The following is a 20,014-nucleotide window of genomic DNA, read 5'->3' as shown; positions in this document are numbered from 1 at the left end:
TGTGCAAGCAACAAGACAAAAAAAGAGTTGATTGAGGCTGAAGAGTCGCCTAATCAACTCTTTTTTCTCTATTTCAGGGGTAAATGTACTTCGGTCATCATACAGCGTGCCGACCCTCCGCCGTTGCCTTCAATCATCGATAAATCAAAATGCAACAACGTAGCGTAATCGTCCAGTAAATCGATCTGTTTGGCGGTCAATGACTCAAACGCTCGTGTTGACATAACCAGCAGTTTCTGACCTTTCTGGGTTGTGACCATGAGCATATTGCCCGCAAAATTGGCCATCTGCTCCAGCGAAATGTCGATGATCCGTTTGTTGAGTCGCTCCAGTTCCTGCCGGACCATGAGCCGTTCATCGGGATTGCTGATCGCGGCCAGGCACACCACCGCAAACGTATCGGCAATGCACATCAGTACGTTGGTGTGGTAGATGGGCTTACCGGTTTGGTCGGCGGCATGAAACGATAAAGTCCGATAGCCGGTCTGACGGCTGAACTCCGCCAGCACGTCGGGATGCGTTCGGGGCGACAGGCTGGCAAAGGCGACGCGGTGCATCCGGTCGAGGACCATACTGCCGGTACCTTCCAGAAACTTGCCTTCCTGTTCGAAATGGGTCAGGTCAACAACTCTCGCTACGTGGTAACGTTTGGCCAGATCATCAATAATGTCAGCTCTCCGTTCCAACCGACGATTTTCGGCCTGCATTGGATACAGCACAACCGTACCGCTGGCGTGAAACGATACCCAGTTGTTCGGAAAAATGGAATCCGGCGTGTACGGCTCTACCGTGTCGTCATAGACCACAACGTCTACGCCGACAGCCCGGAGCTGACGTACCATCTCGTCAAATTCGCGCTGGGCGTCTTCCTGGGCTACGTCCTTCGTTTGCGCGGCCATCTTTATGTCCTGAAACGCGTTCGATTCGGCGGTTTGCTCGTTGAAACCGAAGCGAACAGGACGAATCATGAGTATACGGGAAGTAGCTTGCGATTGCATAAGAAGTTAACCAGTTGATCAGTCAGTATTGCCGAAAGAGTGAGCAAATTAGTATTGATAGCGCAATTGATTAGCAAGTCGGCAAAACTTTTGGCGCTACAACCTATTTTTTCGGGCACCTGAACCGGCTACGTTAGCCAGTCAGCGGCATTGCCCTCAATCGGTTACATGTTTATCTCCGGGTTCAGCGGGTGGAGATCTTCTGCGACCTCCAGTGACTACCTGGCTCATCATCGGCAAGCCGTAAGTTTTTCCAAATATACAGGCAATTATTAACCAATTAACCTATAAACTAGCTGACATACAGTACCCTTACACTTGGCAATCCTGAAAACGATCGTTAACTTGGCGTTGTCATCTTCCGGCGATTCTACTCCGCCTGCCCGATTCATAAACCTATTTCTTACTTAACTCTTTACACGAATGCCACACATTGCATTACCCGAGGGCTTACCCGGTATTGTAGGGCCTATGGCTTTTAGCCCCGAAACGACCAAACCCCTGAACGCCTTAGCCGAAGTATTGTTACGTACCAATGCCAGTGACTCATTGACGCAGGGCGAACGCGAGTTGATAGCCTCGTATACGTCCCGACAGAACGACTGCTTCTTCTGCTCAACTTGTCACGGAGCGGTTGCTGACTACGTACTCGGGCGAGAAAATCAGACCGTAGCTCAGGTTTGGGCCGATCCGACCACAGCACCAATATCCGAGAAACTAAAAACCTTACTCGTTATTGCGGACAGTGTGCGGCAAGGCGGTAAACACGTTACGCCCGAACAAATTGCCGACGCCCGCGCACAGGGAGCCACCGACCGGGATATCCACGATACCGTATTGATCGCGGCCGCTTTCTGCATGTTTAATCGGTACGTGGATGGCCTGGCAACCTGGGCTCCGGCCGACCCGGCGGCTTATCTGGACATGGCAGAATCCCTGGCCACGAGAGGCTATCCGGCTTCAGTTGAAGCGCAACCGGCTTAAGTTCAAACTTTATTTAAATTAGCCGTCTCGCAGAAAGGCCCGCCAGTTCAACCTGGTGGGCCTTTCTGCATACCTGACCCTCTAAAGGATGCCTTTAAACCTCCTCCCGCAACAAGGGTAAGCTCATGCAATGTGACCCTCCGCGAGCCCGGCTCAACTCAGCCGATGGCAACATGATAAAGGTGTTCTCGATGGTATCGGGTGATGCGTCGCCCCGTTCGAAGCGGTCGAGCAACGTAGCGGCTTCCACTACATCAAACCCGGCTTTGCGAAAGGCTTCGGCGGTTTTCTGGTTGCGGTCGTAGCCAACCACAACCCCATCTTTCAGGGCCAGCAGATTGCAGGAATCAGTCCATTGTTCGCGGGCTCCAAACGGGAACTCGTTATTACCTGAATAAATAAATCGCATCGGCTCCGTAGCCCCCAGGTCGTTTACACTGATCGAAGTCAGCAGATCTTCGAGGTTCTCCAACTCAACGGGTTTGTGTTCTTGTCCTTTCGAGAACTGTAAAATTTTCAGCTCTTCGGAGACGTCTTTCGGCGCAAAAAAATGAATGACATCGCTTTTCTTGGCTTCGTCGCCGGTACGTGCCAATGATCCCAGCAACACCCACACGTTACGCCTGACCTGCGTAAAAATGGTGTCGATGTGCATATAATCGCGTTTTTTGGGAATCTTAACGATTGTAACTCTGTCGACCAGATCCTTAGTAAATACCAGACGCATTACCTGCTGGGCTGCGTACAAGGTAGTTCGTTCGCTAACGCCGACAATCAGGTGCCGCCGGGCAATCATCATCACATCTCCGCCCTCCAGGGTCGAACGGGTAACATCGCGGTCGACATCGGCATCGGGCAGCAGAAACGCATGCTCGTTGTCGGGTATCTCAATGATTTTCTCCCGATAATCGGCGAAGAGCGGATGGTGGAAGAAAATGTATTGAGCTAACAGGGCTTCGCGCGTACGGGCTAGTTTAGCCGGTTTATTGAGCAGGATATGATCGTTGATGACAATACCGATGTCGCGCGTAAAAATAAAATTCGGCAGGGGCGCAAACAGCATGGTTCGGTCGGGCAGCGAACCCGATATCATGATTTTGGCCAACTCCACAGGGTCATATTCATTGAGAAGCTGTTGCGTGCGGAACGAGGTGCGCTCAATGCCGCAGATAGCCGCGACCATACGTGTACGGACAGCCTGGTCGGCGAGGATATCGGATAACAGACATTGAATATCAACTACCTTATCGGACCGGAAGTAATCGTCATCATCGGGCTTAAAGAACGAACGACTGGAATCAGGACCCAGATTTTTTATCTTACCACGTACTTTATCCGGGTCAAGAAAGTATAAGAGAATTTTAACGTAGTAATCATATTCATCCCGGCGCATCATATCGAGGTGAACAATGTCCTCAAACAGCCAATCCTGCGCTTTTGACGGGATCACTTTCCCCAATCCCCGATCGGGGCTGTGAATAAGCAATCGTTTTAAGGTACCTATTTCTGACGATACGTTTATACGGGCCGCCGGTGTAAGAGCCGGATCGGCGCTCGTCGATGCACCCGTAACGGCGGTGTCGATGAGGGAGTTGGCAGCCACCAGATCTTCGGTTTCCAGAGCGTGTTTTCCAATCTTCATTTCAATTGAACCAGTCAGCATATAGACCTTGGTTCCTGCTCGCAAGGTACGGCTTTAGCATGAAAAGGAATAAAGTGCCTATCAGCATAGGATCACCTACATGTGTAACCTATTTGTTTAACAAAATATCAATTCGTAAAAATATAATAACCGATCTGCGTAATAAGTGCGGTTGGCATACATTTTGACAAGTGCTGTCGGTAACGCCGAGGCAATGGGCCAACTAACTAGTGCCTTATTTTTTGATGTAGTGGCGACTACTTCAGCTAATACACTACAGTGAAAAATGACAAGTGATAGGTCATTTTCACCAAGGATGCTGACTGCTCAACTATGCAACCAGACGGATTATGCTAAGATTTACTACAAACAGGCTCATTAAATTTCAGTGGCTTACAGTTGCCTTGCTACTTAGTTCGTTAGTGAGCTTGGCGCAGCCTGTCGTTTCGAATCCGGGCCTTACGCTCAACAAACTGGTTGATAAGTCGAAGGCTAGCGTAGGCGGTGTGTTGACGTACACCGTAGTGTTAACAAATAACGGAAGTACTTCGGCAGCAACTACGGTTCGTGACTCACTTGGTCAGGGGGTTTCGTACATCCCCGGATCGGCAGTATCTCCCCAAAACACGAACTTTATTGTTGGCTCGCCGATCAATCTTTGGAACGTAACGTCAATAAGCGGAGGGCAGAGCCTGTCTTTAACTTATCAAGTTAGAATAGACAGTGTTGGGGTTCTCTATAATAAAGCCACGATACCTGGCGACGTAGCAGTAGCCTGCACCAGCGTTCCGGTTACGGTTTGCACAGGCGATCAGTATACGTTTCGTTTAACCGCTCCGGCTGGTCGCAGTAAATATCAGTGGTTCCGCACAGTGAATGGGGTTACCACTGAGATTACTACCGCCACAACCAATATCTTAGACATCACGCAGCCCGGCGAATACAAGCTTTCGATCGATAACGAAGCCGGAAAATGTCCAGACTTCAGCTGCTGTCCTTTCATTGTAGAGGAGAGTTCTCTGCCTAGCTTCACGGCCACAACCGTCTCGACCAGTTGCGTAAGCGGCAGCTCTCCGATTGGTGGTCAGATTGTACTAACTAATTTCGCGGGTTCGTCTACGTATCAATATTCGGAAGGCAATGATTTTAATGCCAGTGCTTCGTTATCGGGTGCGCCTAAGCCAGTTCCGGCTACTGGGATTATCGCCAGCAACTTACCAAACCCAACTACGGCCAAACAGTATACGGTGCGGGTTTACAATCCATCAGGGTGCTACCTAGATAAAACCGTTACGTTAAGCCCAACGGAATGCCAACAAGCACCTGCTGTAGCGTTAGCTATCACCCCTACCGAGTGCTTATCCGCCACCAATCAGTACACGGTCAGCGGTACACTCTCGATGACCAACGCCGTCGCTAGTACGCTCACTATCTCGGATGGCAATGTGAGTGCAGTCGTCTCGGTCAGTGCAGGGCAAAGCAATGCCAGCTTCAGCTTAGCCGGGCTCATTTCAGGCATATCTACCCATACAGTCACCGTTAGCGGGCAGGTCTATACACCAACTAGCCTGACCTACACCGCACCAGCCTCTTGCTCAGTCGCACCTGCTCCGACGCTAGCGCTGGCCGTTACGCCCACCGAATGCCTGTCAGCCACCAACCAGTACACGGTCAGCGGTACGCTTTCGATCAGCAACGCCCTAGCCAGTTCTTTAACCATCACGGACGGCAGCGTCAGTACGGTAGTCTCGGTGAGTGCGGGCCAAACCAGTGCAACTTTCAGCCTGACGGGTTTGGCAGCCGGGGTAGCTACTCACACGGTAACTGTTAATGGGCAGGGCTACACCTCAGCCAGTCTGACCTATACCGCTCCGGCTTCCTGCTCAGCAGCCCCCGTCTCCACCCTTACCCTGGACCTCGCCAGAGGAGACTGCTTCTCGACAACCAACCTGTACAATCTCAGCGGGAGCCTGGCCTTGACTAATGCCACAAGTGGTACGCTGATCATCTCGGATGGGAGTGTGAGCACCAGTCTCTCCATTACGGCCGGCCAAACCAGTGCCGTCTTCAGTCTGACGGGCCTGACCTCAGGTACAGGTTCGCATACCCTCTCAGCGAGTGGTGAAGGCTACAGCCCCGCTAGTGTGACCTACACCGCTCCGGCCTCCTGCATAGTCGCTCCCGCAGTTCCAGCACTTGCCTTAGCCGTTACGCCCACCGAGTGCTTATCCACCACCAACCAATATAGTGTGAGTGGCACGCTCTCGTTGACCAACGCCGTCGCTAGTACGCTCACTATCTCGGATGGCAATGTGAGTGCAGTCGTCTCGGTCAGTACGGGACAAAGCAATGCAGTCTTTAGTTTAACCGGGCTCACCTCGGGCACGGGCCTACATACGATCTCCGTTGGGGGTGCGGGTTATACTCCTGTCAGTCTCACCTACAGCGCACCCGCTTCCTGTTCAGTCGCACCTGCACCAGTGCTGGCCCTGGCGATTACGCCTTCGGAGTGTTTATCTGCGACTAACCAGTACAGCGTGAGCGGTAACCTTTCGTTGACCAATGCCGTAGCTAGCTCCTTAACCATCACGGACGGGGGTGTGAGCACGACCCTGTCAGTAGTTGCTGGTCAGACTAGTGCAGCTTTCAGTCTGACCGGACTCACCTCGGGAGTAGCTACTCACACGGTAACTGTGAATGGAGAGGGGTATGCTCTAGCCAGTCTTTCCTATACCGCACCGGCCTCCTGCTCGATTACTCCAGCAATCCCTGCACTGGCCTTGAGCATCACTCCCACCGAATGCTTATCCGCCACTAACCAGTACAGTGTCAGCGGTACAGTGTCCTTAACCAATGCTACAGCCAGCACGCTCACTATTAGGGATGGAAGTGTGAGCACGACTCTATCGATAAGTACGGGCCAAAGTAGCGTCAGCTTCAGCCTACCGGGCCTGGTTTCAGGCGTAGCTACTCACACGGTCACCGTTAGTGGGCAAGGCTACAGCCCAACGAGTCTGACGTATACGGCTCCGGCTTCCTGCTCAGTCACGCCCGCAGTTCCAGCTTTAGCCCTGGCCATTACGCCTTTGGAGTGTCTATCCGCTACTAACCAGTACAGCGTAAGCGGGACGATCTCCCTAACTAACGCAGTAGCCAGCACACTCACCATCACGGACGGGGGCGTGGGCACCACGGTTTCAGTTGCAGCTGGTCAAACCAGTGCTGTTTTCAGTCTAACGGGCCTCACCTCGGGCACGGGTTCTCATACCCTCTCGGCGAGTGGTGAAGGCTACAGCTCTATCAACCTTACTTATACCGCACCGGTCTCCTGCTCAGTAGCACCTGCACCTGTGCTGACCCTGGCTATCTCACCTTCGGAGTGTCTATCCACCACTAACCAGTATAGCGTGAGCGGTATAATGTCCTTAACTAATGCTATAGCCAGCTCACTCACCATCTCAGACGGCAGTGTGAGCCAGGTGGTCTCGGTGAGTGCAGGGCAAAGCAGTGCTAGCTTCAGTCTGAGCGGACTCACCGCGGGTACCGGCTCACATACGATCAGTGTCAGTGGGCAGGGGTACGTAACAACTAGTGTGACTTACTCCGCGCCAGCTTCCTGTTCAGTTACTCCCGCAGTTCCAGCTTTAGCCTTGGCTATCACCCCCACCGAGTGCTTGTCCACCACCAACCAGTACAGCGTGAGCGGGACGATCTCGTTAACTGATGCTTTGGCGAGCACGCTCACCATTACGGATGGTAATACAAGTACGATTCTGTCGGTGAGTGCGGGGCAAATCAGTGCCGTCTTTAGCTTAACGGGCTTGACTTCGGGCGTGGCTACACATACGGTCACTGTAAATGGACAAGGTTATGCTCCTACCAGTCTCACCTATACCGCACCAGCCTCTTGCTCAGTCGCACCTGCTCCAACGCTAGCGCTGGCCGCTACACCCACCGAATGCCTGTCAGCCACCAATCAGTACAGTGTGAGTGGGACGCTTTCAATGAGCAACGCCGTAGCGAGTTCTCTTACTATCAGTGACGGCAGCGTAAGCACGACTCTATCGATAAGTGCGGGCCAAAGTAGCGCCAGCTTCAGCCTACCGGGCCTGGTTTCAGGCATAGCTACTCACACGGTCACCGTTAGTGGGCAAGGCTACAGCCCAACGAGTCTGACGTATACGGCTCCGGCTTCCTGCTCGGTCACGCCCGCAGCTCCTGCTTTGGTCCTAGCTATTACACCCACCGAGTGCTTATCCGCCACCAATCAATACAGTGTAAGTGGCACAGTGTCCTTAACTAATGCTATAGCCAGCTCACTCACCATCTCAGACGGCAGTGTAAACCAAGTAATCTCTGTCAACGTAGGGCAGAGTAGTGTAGTGTTCAGCTTAACAGGCTTGACTTCCGGAGTAGCCACTCACACGGTCAATATTAGTGGGCAAGGCTACTCACCAGCCAGTCTCTCCTACACTGCTCCGGCCTCCTGCACAGTCGCTCCCGCAGTTCCAGCTTTAGCCTTGGCTATCACCCCTGCCGAGTGCTTGTCGACAACTAACCAGTACAGCGTAAGCGGTAGCCTTTCCCTGACTAACGCTGTAGCCAGCACACTCACCATCACCGATGGCAGCATAAGTACAAGTCTATCGGTCAGTGCGGGCCAAACCAGTGCAGCTTTTAGTCTGACTGGATTCAGCTCCGGCACGGGTTCACATACGGTCACCGTTAGTGGGCAGGGGTACGTAACAGCCAGTTTGACTTATACCGCACCGGTCTCTTGCTCAGTTGCTCCAGCACTTGCCTTAGCCATTACGCCCACCGAGTGCTTCTCAGCCACCAACCAGTACAGCGTCAATGGAACGCTCTCGATGGATAACGCCGTGGCTAGCTCACTCACCGTCTCGGATGGAAGTGTCAGTAAAGTGATCTCGATCAGTGCAGGTCAGACTAGTGTGATTTTTAGCTTAACGGGACTTAGCTCGGGCACAGGTTCGCATACCCTCTCGGTCAGTGGTGAAGGCTATACGCCAGTCAGTCTCACCTACACCGCACCGGCCTCCTGCTTAGTAGCACCTGCACCAGTGCTAACCCTGAGCATCACTCCTACCGAGTGCTTATCCGCCACCAACCAGTACAGTGTCAGCGGTACAGTGTCCTTAACCAATGCTACAGCCAGCACGCTCACTATTAGGGATGGAAGTGTGAGCACGACTCTATCGATAAGTACGGGCCAAAGTAGCGCCAGCTTCAGCCTACCGGGCCTGGTTTCAGGCGTAGCTATTCATACAGTCACCGTTAGCGGGCAAGGCTACAGCCCAACGAGTCTGACGTATACGGCTCCGGCTTCCTGCTCAGTCACGCCAGCGGTTCCAGCTTTAGCCTTGGCTATCACCCCCACCGAGTGCTTATCCACCACCAACCAGTACAGCGTGAGTGGGACGCTCTCGATGGATAACGCCGTGGCTAGCTCACTCACGATCTCGGATGGTAGTGTGAGCCAGGTGGTCTCGGTAAGTGCTGGCCAAAGCAGTGTGATCTTTAGCGTAACGGGACTTAGCTCGGGCACAGGTTCGCATACCCTCTCGGTCAGTGGTGAAGGCTATACGCCAGTCAGTCTCACCTACACCGCACCGGCCTCCTGCTTAGTAGCACCTGCACCAGTGCTAACCCTGAGCATCACTCCTACCGAGTGCTTATCCGCCACCAACCAGTACAGTGTCAGCGGTACAGTGTCCTTAACCAATGCTACAGCCAGCACGCTCACCATTACGGATGGAAGTGTGAGCACCACCGTCTCAATCACAGCGGGGCAAACTAGTGCGGTCTTTAGCTTAACCGGTTTAGTTTCGGGAGTGGCTATCCATACCGTCTCGGTCAGTGGGCAGGGGTACGTAACAGCCAGTTTGACTTATACCGCACCGGTCTCTTGCTCAGTTGCTCCAGCACTTGCCTTAGCCATTACGCCCACCGAGTGCTTATCCGCTACTAACCAGTACAGCGTCAATGGTACGCTCTCGTTGACCAACGCCGTAGCTAGTACGCTCACTATATCGGACGGGAATGTGAGTGCAGTCGTCTCGGTGAGTGCAGGGCAAAGCAGTGCTAGCTTCAGTCTGAGCGGACTCACCACGGGTACCGGCTCACATACGATCAGTGTCAGTGGGCAGGGGTACGTAACGGCCAGTCTGACTTACACCGCGCCAGCTTCCTGTTCAGTTACTCCCGCAGTTCCAGCTTTAGCCTTGGCTATCACCCCCACCGAGTGCTTATCCGCTACTAACCAGTACAGCGTTAATGGCACGCTCTCGTTGACCAACGCCGTAGCTAGCTCACTCACGATCTCGGATGGCAGTGTGAGCCAGGTGGTCTCGGTGAGTGCTAGCCAAAGCAGTGTGATCTTTAGCGTAACGGGCTTGACTTCGGGCGTGGCTACACATACGGTCACTGTAAATGGACAAGGTTATGCTCCTACCAGTCTCACCTACACCGCACCCGCTTCCTGTTCAGTCGCACCTGCACCAGTGCTGGCCTTGAGCATCACTCCCACTGAATGCTTATCTGCGACTAACCAGTACAGCGTGAGCGGGACAATCTCCCTAACCAACGCAGTAGCCAGCACACTCACCATCTCGGATGGCAGCGTGAACACGACCCTGTCAGTAGTTGCTGGTCAGATTAGTGCAGCTTTCAGTCTGACCGGACTCACCTCGGGAGTAGCTACTCACACGGTAACTGTGAATGGAGAGGGGTATGCTCTAGCCAGTCTTTCCTATACCGCACCGGCCTCCTGCTCGATTACTCCAGCAATCCCTGCACTGGCCTTGAGCATCACTCCCACCGAATGCTTATCCGCCACTAACCAGTACAGTGTCAGCGGTACAGTGTCCTTAACCAATGCTACAGCCAGCACGCTCACTATTAGGGATGGAAGTGTGAGCACGACTCTATCGATAAGTACGGGCCAAAGTAGCGTCAGCTTCAGCCTACCGGGCCTGGTTTCAGGCGTAGCTACTCACACGGTCACCGTTAGTGGGCAAGGCTACAGCCCAACGAGTCTGACGTATACGGCTCCGGCTTCCTGCTCGGTCGCCCCGGCCCCCGTATTAGCCTTAGCCATCACTCCTACCGAGTGCTTCTCAGCCACCAACCAGTACAGCGTCAATGGTACGCTCTCGATGGATAACGCCGTGGCTAGCTCACTCACGATCTCGGATGAAAGTGTCAGTAAAGTGATCTCGATCAGTGCAGGTCAGAGCAGTGTGATCTTTAGCGTAACGGGACTTAGCTCGGGCACAGGTTCGCATACCCTCTCTGTCAGTGGGCAAGGCTTCAGCCCTACCAGCCTTACTTACACTGCACCCGCTTCCTGCTCAGTTGCGCCGACAATGACTATTGCCGTTACCCAGGTTGAGTGCTCGACGGTTACCAACGAGTGTACGCTCTCCGGAACAATGGCGCTGACTAATGCCAAAGCAGGCGTACTAGTCGTTACCGACGGTCAACTTTCAACCACCGTTGTCGTAACAGATGGGCAAACCAGTGCTAGCTTCAGCTTGACGGGACTCATCAAAGGAACTGGAAATCGGACCATTACTGCCACTGGCGGAGCGTACGGTCCAGCGAGTACTACCTATGTTGCTCCAGCTGCTGACATAGCCCCCTGCATTCAGCCCATTTTCACGGCCAGGACCGTACAGGCGGGTTGTCTCAATAACGCTCCCCAGGCTAATGCGCTAATTATTCTGGCTGACTTCAACCCTGCTTATACCTATCAGTATTCAGAAGGAGCGGTCTTTAATCCTGATGCATCGCTATCAGGAGCCGCCACGGTGATCCCGGTCAATGGCGTCATTGCCAGCAACCTGGCAAACCCCGCTTCACCAAAACAGTACACGGTGCGCGTATACAGCACAGCAACCTGCTTTACAGACGTAACAGTCCGGCTAACGCCAACCGTATGCGGTTGCCCAACCACAGTCTGCATTCCATACGTAGTGAAACAGGTAAAGCGTGGGCTGCACAGAAATGAGCCAGCAACCCCATCACCCGGCGTTATTGGAGTAGGAGGCCGTTAGGCAATACAGGCATTATCAGCACAGAAAATCCACCATAGGCCTATGGTGGATTTTCTGTGCTGAACGGACAAGGCCAATCGGCTTTTCAAGAATAAGCTTAGCCGAGTCAACTTTTAACTTCCTGATTTTGTTAACGTATCAGGACAGATACCATTTCCTCTGTTAACTTTGCGGCTTTATTTGTGCCGTCACGATACAACCTATTATGTTATCCATCAGCAATTTACAAGCCTCTATTGGGGACAAACAAATACTTAACGGTCTCAACCTGGAGGTCAATGCCGGTGAGGTTCACGCTATTATGGGTCCTAATGGGGCCGGTAAGAGTACGTTAGCCTCCGTGTTGGCAGGTCGTGAAGATTATGACGTAACGGGCGGCAGCGTCTTGTTCGAAGGGAAAGACTTACTCGATATGTCGCCCGAAGAACGGGCCGCCGAAGGAATTTTCCTCGCCTTTCAGTACCCGATTGAAATTCCGGGGGTTAGCACAACCAACTTTCTGAAAACAGCCATGAACGAAATTCGCAAGTATCATGGGCAGGAGCCCCTCGATGCGGTGCAGTTTCTGAAACTGATGAAAGAAAAAATGAAGTTGGTGAACATCGACCAGTCGCTGTTGAGCCGTTCGCTGAATGAAGGATTTTCGGGTGGCGAGAAGAAACGGAACGAGATTTTTCAGATGGCCATGCTCGAACCGAAACTGGCGATCTTGGATGAAACTGACTCCGGCCTCGACATCGACGCCCTGCGGATTGTCGCCGATGGTGTAAACAAACTACGTTCCCCCGAACGGGCAACGATCGTGGTAACGCACTATCAGCGCTTACTTGATTACATCGTGCCTGATTACGTACACGTGCTGTACAAAGGTCGCATTGTAAAGTCTGGTCCGAAAGAACTGGCCCTCGAACTCGAAGAGAAAGGGTACGACTGGATCAAAGCCGAAGTTGAAATCTAATCGTCATTTGCTGTCATGTATCGTCATTACGTAGTCATTTTAGGTACACGAACAAGAAATGACTAGCTGACGACCTTTGAATGACCACTTAATGACAACCAACTATGACTCCTTCTTACTCCTCTTATAACGAGTTTAAAGACCAGTTACTGGCGGCCTTCCGAACCAACGAAGAACGCATGAACGGAGAAAGCAAAACTCCGCTTCATCAGGTTCGTCGGGCAGCTCTGAAGCAGTTTGAGCTGCTGGGCTTTCCGACGATCCGTCACGAAGAATGGAAATACTCGAACGTCAGCAGTCTGTTGAAAGAGGCTTTTGAGCTCGACAGCCAATCGACGTTTTCGGCCTCAGACCTTGCGCTGCTGGAAATTCCTAACCTTGATGGCAACGTACTGTATTTTGTCAACGGCGTTTACAAACCCGAGCTGTCTAAAATTATCAGCCCGGCGGAACAGGTTCAGATAACAAATCTGGCCGAAGCCCTGAAAACAGAACCTGATTTCATCGGATCGCACTTTGCGCGTTACGCCGACTACCAGGATAATGCCTTCACGGCCCTAAACACCGCGCTGGCCAGCGACGGAGTTGTTATTCGGGTACCGGCGAACGCCACCGTTGAGCAGCCGATCATTTTGCGCTTTATTACCGATGCCCGCGAAGCCAACGTAGCGTCTCAACCCCGCAACCTGGTTATTGTTGGTAAGAACGCGGAGGTCATGGTGGCTGAATCCTACCGCACGCTGGGTCAACGGTCAAGTTTTGTCAACGTCGTTACCGAAATCGTACTCGACCGCGACGCCCGAATGCAGTACTACAAAGTTCAGGATGAGACGGAAAAAGCGTATCATATCGGGACAACGCAGGTCAGCCAAACCGAAAACAGCCATTTCTATTCGGCAACGGTAACGCTCAACGGAAACTTCGTCCGCAACAACCTGAACATTGTGCTTGGCGGTCAATACGCCGAGGCTTTCATGTACGGGTTATACATGCCGAATGGCCGTCAGCACGTCGATAACCATACACTTGTCGATCACGCGATGCCTAACTCCTACAGCAACGAGCTATACAAAGGCATACTGGACGATAACAGCACAGGCGTTTTCAACGGTAAAATCTACGTTCGTCCTGACGCGCAGAAAACCAATGCCTATCAGTCGTGTAAAAACGTAGTACTGTCGCCGGGCGCGTCGATGAATACCAAGCCTCAGCTGGAAATCTTCGCTGACGATGTAAAGTGCTCACATGGCACCACCACGGGTCAGCTCAACGACGAGGCTTTGTTCTACATGCGGTCGCGGGGGATTCCCAAAGCCGATGCGCAGACGCTTCTGCTCTACGCGTTCTCGCAGGACGTTTTAAGTCAGATCAAGATTCAGTCGATCCGCGAATACCTGGAACGGGTGGTTACGCAGAAACTGACGAAATAGTGGTTCAATACAGATGGTCAATTAAGAATGTAAACCAGGCTAGGCGATTACATTCTTGATTGGCCATTACTCATTGTTGCCCACAACGCACCTTTCCCCCACCTGATTTGTTGTCTATATAGTACAACCTTCACGACTTCGTATGCAATCGGCAATAGATAGTACGTTAGATATTCAGCAAATCCGCCGTGATTTTCCAGTCCTCGACCAGGAGGTTAACGGTCGGCCGCTGGTCTATTTTGACAACGCAGCCACCAATCAGAAGCCTATACCAGTCATTAATGCGTTGACCCGCTATTACGAGGGGTATAACGCAAATATTCACCGGGGCATTCACCACCTCGCGGAGCAGGCAACTGCTGCCTTTGAAGCGTCGCGCCGGGCCATCCAACAGTTCCTTAACGCCAAGCACTGGGAAGAAATCATCTTTACGTACGGTACGACGGATGGCATCAATCTGGTCGCTCAGACCTACGGTCGCCGGTTCCTGGGCGAAGGCGATGAGATCATCATTTCCGGTATGGAACACCATTCGAACATTGTTCCCTGGCAGATGCTGTGCGAAGAGCGGGGCTGTGTACTACGTGTGATTCCGGTTGACGATCAGGGTGAGCTTATCCTGGAAGAATACGAAAAGCTGCTTTCCGAACGTACTAAGTTCGTTTCGGTCGTTCACGTATCGAACTCGCTGGGCACGATTAATCCGGTTAAAACCATTATCGACAAAGCACATGCCGTAGGCGCAGTCGTGCTGATTGACGGGGCACAGGCCAGCTCACACCTTGATCTCGACGTACAGGCGCTTGACACCGATTTTTACGTCTTCTCTGCGCATAAGCTCTACGGTCCGACGGGTATGGGCGTTTTGTATGGCAAGAAAGCGATTCTGGACGCGATGCCACCTTACCGGGGCGGGGGCGAAATGATCAAAGAAGTTACGTTCGAGAAAACGACGTATAACGACATTCCGTATAAATTTGAAGCTGGTACGCCCAACATCGCCGACGTAGTAGCGGTGAAAACAGCGTTAGAGTATATGGCAAATCTGGGCAAAGAGAACATTGCTGCCCATGAGCATGATTTGCTTCAGTATGCGACCGAACAGCTCAGCGAGCTGGACGGTCTGCGCATTATTGGTCAGGCGAAAAACAAGATTGGCGTGATTTCGTGGGTTATGGACGGTATCCACCACCAGGACATCGGCGTGATTCTCGACCAGCAGGGCATTGCCGTACGCACGGGTCACCATTGCACCCAGCCACTGATGCATCGCTTTGGCATTGCCGGAACTACCCGGGCGTCGTTTGCCGTTTATAACACCAGAGACGAGGTCGACAAGCTTGTTCAAGGGCTGCGCCGAGTGCAGAAAATGATGTCGTAATTGCTAAACCTTACCATCATGTTTCCTGATGAGATTTTATTAGATAAAAATCAGGTAATTGCCAGCTTAAGCGAATTACCGGATAAAGTTTCCTCGGAAGACCTGATCGAGCGAATTCTGTTCATCAAGTTGATAGAAAGCCGATTACGCGAATCAACTGAAGTGCCCCATGAGCAGGTTATGCGGGAACTTGGTCAGCTAAAGGATCAGAAAATAGCTGAACGTCAGCGTAGATAATGATTGCCTGGAAAGAATCCGCAAAAGAAGAAGTCCGGGATATTTATACGTATTTACTCGACCAGTCTGTTGCTTTAGCGGAAGAATGGCTCAATGAACTTGAAAAGAAATTAGAGTTGATCGAACGCTCCCCCGGGATGGGTCGAATTGTACCGGACTTCAACATTTCGTTTATCTGCGAAGTATTTGTAGGGCGGTACAGAATTGTTTACAGCACTCAGGAAGACACATTGAAGATACTGGCCGTTCGTCATCAAGCTAGCCAATTAGGTAAACTCTAGGCATGACTATTAACGAGAAACAGGACGAGATTATAGAAGAATTCGACTTGTTCGAGGATCAACTCGACAAGACGCAATACATTATTGATCTGGGCAAGAAGCTACCGCCTATGTCGGAGTCAGCGAAGACGGACGAGAACCGGATCATGGGTTGTCAGTCGAAGGTTTGGGTAGACGCCGAACTCAAAGGCGACAATCTGCATTTTTACGGTGATGCTGAACCTACTGCCCAGATATCCAAAGGCCTCATCAGCTTACTGATTCGGGTACTTTCCGGCGAAAAACCAGAGGATATTGCCAATGCTGATTTGTATTTCATACCACGAGTTGGCATGGGCAACCTGATCACCTCGTTACGGGCGGGCGGTCTGGCGTCGATGATTGAACGCATGAAAGCCTACGGCCGGATTTATACCGAAAAAAGTCATTCATAACCTAAAGACTTCCTACAATGAATGAAGCTGAACTGAAAGAACAAGTTGTAATGGCGCTAAAAGGCGTATATGATCCCGAAATTCCGGTGGACGTATATGAATTAGGGCTGATTTATGACATCAAAATATTTCCGGTCAACAACGTCTATATTCTGATGACGTTGACCTCCCCCTCCTGCCCTTCGGCCGGTTCAATACCAGCCGAGATTGAAGAGAAAGTTCGGGCCATCGAGGGCGTTAACGACGTTAGTGTTGAGCTCACGTTTGATCCCCCGTACTCAACCGAACTGATGTCGGAAGTAGCAAAGTTAGAGCTGGGCTTTATGTAATGCTTGAGCCTTAAATACTTTACATTGTATATCGTAATTCAAAATTCATAAATCAACTATGTATCCTCCTCATTTGCTTGTCCCAATGCGGGAAGACCTGACCAGCGTTGGGTTCGAAGAATTAACGACTCCAGACGACGTAGTGAACACAATGGAGAACGCAAAGGGCACCACGCTGGTGGTGGTCAATTCGGTTTGCGGTTGCGCAGCCGGAGCCGCCCGCCCAGGCGTGAAAGCGGCTTTAGCAGCTAGTCCTGTGAAGCCCGATAAAATGGTCACCGTTTTTGCGGGTGGCGACGTTGAGGCTACGGCCAAAATGCGGGAGTACCTGCTTCCTTATCCGCCATCATCACCAGCGATTGGTATTTTCAAGGATGGTGAACTGGTTCACTTCATTGAGCGGCACCACATCGAAGGCCGGTCAGCACAGATGATTGCGCAGCACCTTGAAATGGCGCTCGAAGAGTTTTGTACTCCTGCCAACGCCTAACGGGTATCCTATAAAAAAAGCAAAAGCCCCGCTATCACTAGCGGGGCTTTTGCTTAAGTGACGGCGAAAACTTTTGCTAATAACCGCGACAGCGGTAACAGGCAAAAGACCAGCATCGCTAGCGGAAATGGGGCAAAGGCCGCTACCCAGGCGGCATTCATCACAATCAGCGACAATACCCCTGCTTTTACAGCCATGCCAATATTTCGACCAATCGGCTCGCGAACAGCCCGCCAGAGGGGCGGAAATATGTAGTAACCGAACAACAGGAGAAACGGCAATGCAGTACCCAATTGCTGTTGACGTTGGGCCAGTGCAGCTACACAGCCGATAACCAAGGCGTAAAGAATGCCAGCCGCCCGCAACGTTATCGGACTACCACCGTGTACCTCGCCACGGCTGATCATGGTAATAGCTGCGATGTAGACAATGGGTACGAGGCCCACCCAAAGCCAGGGAAAGACCTGATCGGGCAGAATGCTTATACCTAGCAATAGATTCAATCCACGACAGAGACCCATATTTATAGGTCCAAGTAAATTATGATGTTTACCGTAGCGATCATAAACTAATGAGGCCACAGCGATACTCACGGCTAATAACCCAGCCACCTGATTGACCAGAAAGGAGGCCATAATACCGATTACGAGAAGAACCGTGCCGAGAATAGTCGCGGTCTGTTTGCTGACTACGCCACTCGGAATTGGCCGTTCTGGCCGTTCGATGGCATCTAACTCAGCATCGAATACATCGTTAAAAACAACCCCTCCACCATACAGGCATACGGTTGCCAAAGAAAGCCAGCCCACAGGCGGTGCCGGAGGTGCTTCGTTTAAGAAATAACCAGCGATAGCCATACCCGCTAATACATCGGCGATAGCCGTTACCAGGTTAGCCGGGCGGGTGAGAGAAATGAGGGCTTTTAGTTTCATTGAGTGATTGAGTGAATAAGCGAATGAGTGAATAGCTTCCGCCTAATCACTCATTCGCTCATTCGCTCAATGATTATTTAATTATCGTTGACTCTTTATCAACTCGAGGAGCCTGACCACCACGTAATACGGAGCTACCGTTGTAGCGCTGGCTCTGGTCGATACTCATCGGTTGCGTTAACTCTTCCAGACTTAGCTGACCGCTTTGTGCAAAGGCCGTAACGGCATTCGTAAACGTCACCAACCGGATGGCTTCCTCCGAAATACCGTGCTGTTTCATCAAAGCAGCCGTTTTAGGAACAGCCAACGGATCGCTAATCCCCCAATCAGCAGCCGAGTTAATCATAATTCGCTCGGGACCGTACTGCTTGACAATCTCGACCATACGTTCATTGCCCATCTTCGTAAATGGGTAAATTGTGAAGCCAGCCCAGAACCCCCGATCCAGCACTTCACGTACCGTTTCCTCATTATTATGATCAACAATGACCATACCTGGATCAATACCATGCTCAATGGCAATGTCCATGCTACGGCTGGTACCTTGTTTTTTATCCCGATGGGGCGTATGGATCTGGACAGGCAGATTCGCTTCTTTAGCCAATTCCAGTTGTGCCCGGTAGTACTTATCCTCAGCCGCTGTTTGATCGTCAAACCCGATTTCACCAACACCAACCACCCCTTCTTTATAGATGAAAAGCGGCAGAATTTCCATAACCTGCTCGGCTAATTCTTCCTGATTCGCTTCTTTCGAATTGAGACCAATGGTGCAATAATGCCGAATTCCGAACTGCGAGGCCCGGAACCGCTCCCAACCGACCAGACTGGCAAAATAATCCCGAAACGAGTCGACGCCCGTACGCGGTTGCCCCAGCCAGAAGGCCGGTTCAATCATAGCCACGACACCAGCATCAGCCATAGCCTGATAATCGTCGGTCGTGCGGGAAGTCATGTGAACGTGCATGTCAAAAAACGACATACCACGGATAGAGTCCATAAAATCCATAGGTTCTTCTCTAGAGTAATCAATAAACCCACCACTAAGGGCGAGCAAAGTTCAACAAAAATACGAGTACGACCCTTACCCTCCTTTAAGCAAATTCTAATGCAATTCGTGTAAACCTCCGATAACTCTATTCGTTTTATAGATAGTTAAACAACAATTGACTTATGAGAACGCTTCAACAGCTAAAGCAAAAACGAATAAGCCTCTACGCAGTTCTGCTGGCAACAATTCTGAGTGGAATGACCAGCTGCCGGGAGAATGCGCTAAAAGAACTGAGCCCCGCCGATAATCCGGTTTATATTACAAACTACGACCGGTCGGTGAATTTCAGTCAATACCGCACCTTTAGCCTGCCCGATTCGGTGGTTATTGAATCTAACACGGGTTATCAAACCTCGCTGGGAACGGTTGAGGGTCGCTTTATCTCGGGTGTCGCCAATGCGCTGACCAGCCGTGGCTTTCAGCGGGCGAATCAGGGACAGACGGCTGATCTGGGTGTTGCCGTGATTCGGGTAAACAATCGGTACACCGGCGTAGGCGTCGACCCGTATGGTTCGTATTATTCCAATTACTGGTACGGTGGTGGATTCGGAGGATTTGGCAGCTATTATCCGTACTATCCATCGTATTATACGTATCAGGTCAGCGATCAGTACTGGGAGATCCAGATCGTTGACCTAAAAAATCGGCCCGCTACGGGTACCAACCAGCAGCCTCAGTTAAACGTCATTTATGACGCCACCATTCGGGGTACTGATGTTCCCAACGCCGAAGCGGTTGACCAGGCTTTAACCGCTATATTCAATCAATCTCCTTACTTACAGGCAGCTCGTTAAT

Annotated in this window: 15 protein-coding genes; 11 read left to right on the top strand and 4 right to left on the bottom strand. The window is 51.6% G+C overall.

Translation table 11 applies throughout. The features are described from left to right. Positions 1-68 precede the first annotated feature (68 nt). Positions 69-998 (bottom strand): citrulline utilization hydrolase CtlX, encoded by a 930-nt coding sequence (ctlX, locus tag ACYVIY_RS02970; RefSeq protein WP_460974772.1) that lies wholly within the window; start codon positions 996-998, stop codon positions 69-71. A gap of 423 nt (positions 999-1,421) precedes the next feature. Between ctlX and ACYVIY_RS02965 the strand changes: the two genes are divergently transcribed. Then, positions 1,422-1,982, top strand: a complete 561-nt coding sequence (locus ACYVIY_RS02965) for a carboxymuconolactone decarboxylase family protein (RefSeq protein ID WP_460974771.1) — start codon at positions 1,422-1,424, stop codon at positions 1,980-1,982. A 94-nt stretch (positions 1,983-2,076) separates the two neighbouring features. On the opposite strand, the gene ACYVIY_RS02960 is transcribed toward ACYVIY_RS02965, so the two are convergent. Beyond that, complete coding sequence (locus ACYVIY_RS02960; RefSeq protein WP_460974769.1) at positions 2,077-3,645, bottom strand: arginine deiminase family protein; 1,569 nt, start codon at positions 3,643-3,645, stop codon at positions 2,077-2,079. A gap of 329 nt (positions 3,646-3,974) precedes the next feature. On the opposite strand from ACYVIY_RS02960, the gene ACYVIY_RS02955 reads away from it, so the two are divergent. The 9 genes from ACYVIY_RS02955 to ACYVIY_RS02915 all read left to right on the top strand — a co-directional run bounded on the left by ACYVIY_RS02955 (position 3,975) and on the right by ACYVIY_RS02915 (position 17,239). Beyond that, positions 3,975-11,699: a hypothetical protein gene (locus tag ACYVIY_RS02955; protein WP_460974768.1), complete on the top strand. Its 7,725-nt coding sequence runs from the start codon at positions 3,975-3,977 to the stop codon at positions 11,697-11,699. Positions 11,700-11,904: 205 nt separating this feature from the next. Beyond that, positions 11,905-12,657, top strand: coding sequence for a Fe-S cluster assembly ATPase SufC (gene sufC, locus ACYVIY_RS02950; RefSeq protein WP_460974767.1), 753 nt, complete (start codon positions 11,905-11,907; stop codon positions 12,655-12,657). 104 nt (positions 12,658-12,761) lie between these two features. Continuing rightward, positions 12,762-14,087, top strand: a complete 1,326-nt coding sequence (gene sufD / locus ACYVIY_RS02945; protein ID WP_460974766.1) for a Fe-S cluster assembly protein SufD — start codon at positions 12,762-12,764, stop codon at positions 14,085-14,087. 142 nt (positions 14,088-14,229) lie between these two features. Beyond that, on the top strand, positions 14,230-15,468 hold the full coding sequence (locus tag ACYVIY_RS02940; protein ID WP_460974765.1) for a SufS family cysteine desulfurase: 1,239 nt from the start codon (positions 14,230-14,232) through the stop codon (positions 15,466-15,468). Between the two features lie 18 nt (positions 15,469-15,486). Beyond that, a complete protein-coding gene (locus tag ACYVIY_RS02935; RefSeq protein WP_460974764.1) occupies positions 15,487-15,705 on the top strand; it encodes a hypothetical protein in 219 nt (72 codons plus the stop codon). Further along, a complete protein-coding gene (locus ACYVIY_RS02930) occupies positions 15,705-15,986 on the top strand; it encodes a type II toxin-antitoxin system RelE/ParE family toxin (protein WP_460974763.1) in 282 nt (93 codons plus the stop codon). Before ACYVIY_RS02935 ends, ACYVIY_RS02930 begins: the two co-directional genes overlap by 1 nt. A 2-nt stretch (positions 15,987-15,988) precedes the next feature. Further along, positions 15,989-16,420 carry a SufE family protein gene (locus ACYVIY_RS02925; protein ID WP_460974762.1) on the top strand — a complete coding sequence of 144 codons (432 nt, stop codon included), beginning with the start codon at positions 15,989-15,991 and terminating at the stop codon, positions 16,418-16,420. Between the two features lie 17 nt (positions 16,421-16,437). Beyond that, positions 16,438-16,749 (top strand): DUF59 domain-containing protein, encoded by a 312-nt coding sequence (locus tag ACYVIY_RS02920; protein ID WP_460974761.1) that lies wholly within the window; start codon positions 16,438-16,440, stop codon positions 16,747-16,749. 58 nt (positions 16,750-16,807) lie between these two features. Then, positions 16,808-17,239, top strand: a complete 432-nt coding sequence (locus tag ACYVIY_RS02915) for a BrxA/BrxB family bacilliredoxin (RefSeq protein ID WP_460974760.1) — start codon at positions 16,808-16,810, stop codon at positions 17,237-17,239. 53 nt (positions 17,240-17,292) lie between these two features. Here ACYVIY_RS02915 and eboC read toward each other — a convergent pair whose 3' ends face one another. Next, positions 17,293-18,171, bottom strand: a complete 879-nt coding sequence (gene eboC / locus ACYVIY_RS02910; protein ID WP_460974759.1) for a UbiA-like protein EboC — start codon at positions 18,169-18,171, stop codon at positions 17,293-17,295. A 73-nt stretch (positions 18,172-18,244) separates the two neighbouring features. Next, entirely contained in the window at positions 18,245-19,177 is a 933-nt protein-coding gene (locus tag ACYVIY_RS02905) for a TatD family hydrolase (protein WP_460974758.1), read from the bottom strand. Positions 19,178-19,341: 164 nt separating this feature from the next. Here ACYVIY_RS02905 and ACYVIY_RS02900 point away from each other — a divergent pair, with 164 nt between their 5' ends. Continuing rightward, a complete protein-coding gene (locus tag ACYVIY_RS02900) occupies positions 19,342-20,013 on the top strand; it encodes a DUF4136 domain-containing protein (protein ID WP_460974757.1) in 672 nt (223 codons plus the stop codon). Position 20,014 lies beyond the last annotated feature (1 nt).

The sequence above is a fragment of the Spirosoma knui genome, assembly GCF_054780635.1.
This window is presented reverse-complemented; position numbering and strand designations above follow the sequence as displayed.

Bases quoted from the DNA above. Each gene is read 5' to 3' on its own strand.
- ACYVIY_RS02925 (WP_460974762.1), top strand. From the start codon at position 15,989: ATGACTATTAACGAGAAACAGGACGAGATTATAGAAGAATTCGACTTG.
- ACYVIY_RS02915 (WP_460974760.1), top strand. From the start codon at position 16,808: ATGTATCCTCCTCATTTGCTTGTCCCAATGCGGGAAGACCTGACCAGC.
- ACYVIY_RS02935 (WP_460974764.1), top strand. From the start codon at position 15,487: ATGTTTCCTGATGAGATTTTATTAGATAAAAATCAGGTAATTGCCAGC.
- ACYVIY_RS02920 (WP_460974761.1), top strand. From the start codon at position 16,438: ATGAATGAAGCTGAACTGAAAGAACAAGTTGTAATGGCGCTAAAAGGC.
- ACYVIY_RS02930 (WP_460974763.1), top strand. From the start codon at position 15,705: ATGATTGCCTGGAAAGAATCCGCAAAAGAAGAAGTCCGGGATATTTAT.
- sufD (WP_460974766.1), top strand. From the start codon at position 12,762: ATGACTCCTTCTTACTCCTCTTATAACGAGTTTAAAGACCAGTTACTG.
- sufC (WP_460974767.1), top strand. From the start codon at position 11,905: ATGTTATCCATCAGCAATTTACAAGCCTCTATTGGGGACAAACAAATA.
- ACYVIY_RS02955 (WP_460974768.1), top strand. From the start codon at position 3,975: ATGCTAAGATTTACTACAAACAGGCTCATTAAATTTCAGTGGCTTACA.
- ACYVIY_RS02960 (WP_460974769.1), bottom strand. From the start codon at position 3,645: ATGCTGACTGGTTCAATTGAAATGAAGATTGGAAAACACGCTCTGGAA.
- ACYVIY_RS02940 (WP_460974765.1), top strand. From the start codon at position 14,230: ATGCAATCGGCAATAGATAGTACGTTAGATATTCAGCAAATCCGCCGT.
- ctlX (WP_460974772.1), bottom strand. From the start codon at position 998: ATGCAATCGCAAGCTACTTCCCGTATACTCATGATTCGTCCTGTTCGC.
- ACYVIY_RS02965 (WP_460974771.1), top strand. From the start codon at position 1,422: ATGCCACACATTGCATTACCCGAGGGCTTACCCGGTATTGTAGGGCCT.
- eboC (WP_460974759.1), bottom strand. From the start codon at position 18,171: ATGAAACTAAAAGCCCTCATTTCTCTCACCCGCCCGGCTAACCTGGTA.
- ACYVIY_RS02900 (WP_460974757.1), top strand. From the start codon at position 19,342: ATGAGAACGCTTCAACAGCTAAAGCAAAAACGAATAAGCCTCTACGCA.
- ACYVIY_RS02905 (WP_460974758.1), bottom strand. From the start codon at position 19,177: ATGGATTTTATGGACTCTATCCGTGGTATGTCGTTTTTTGACATGCAC.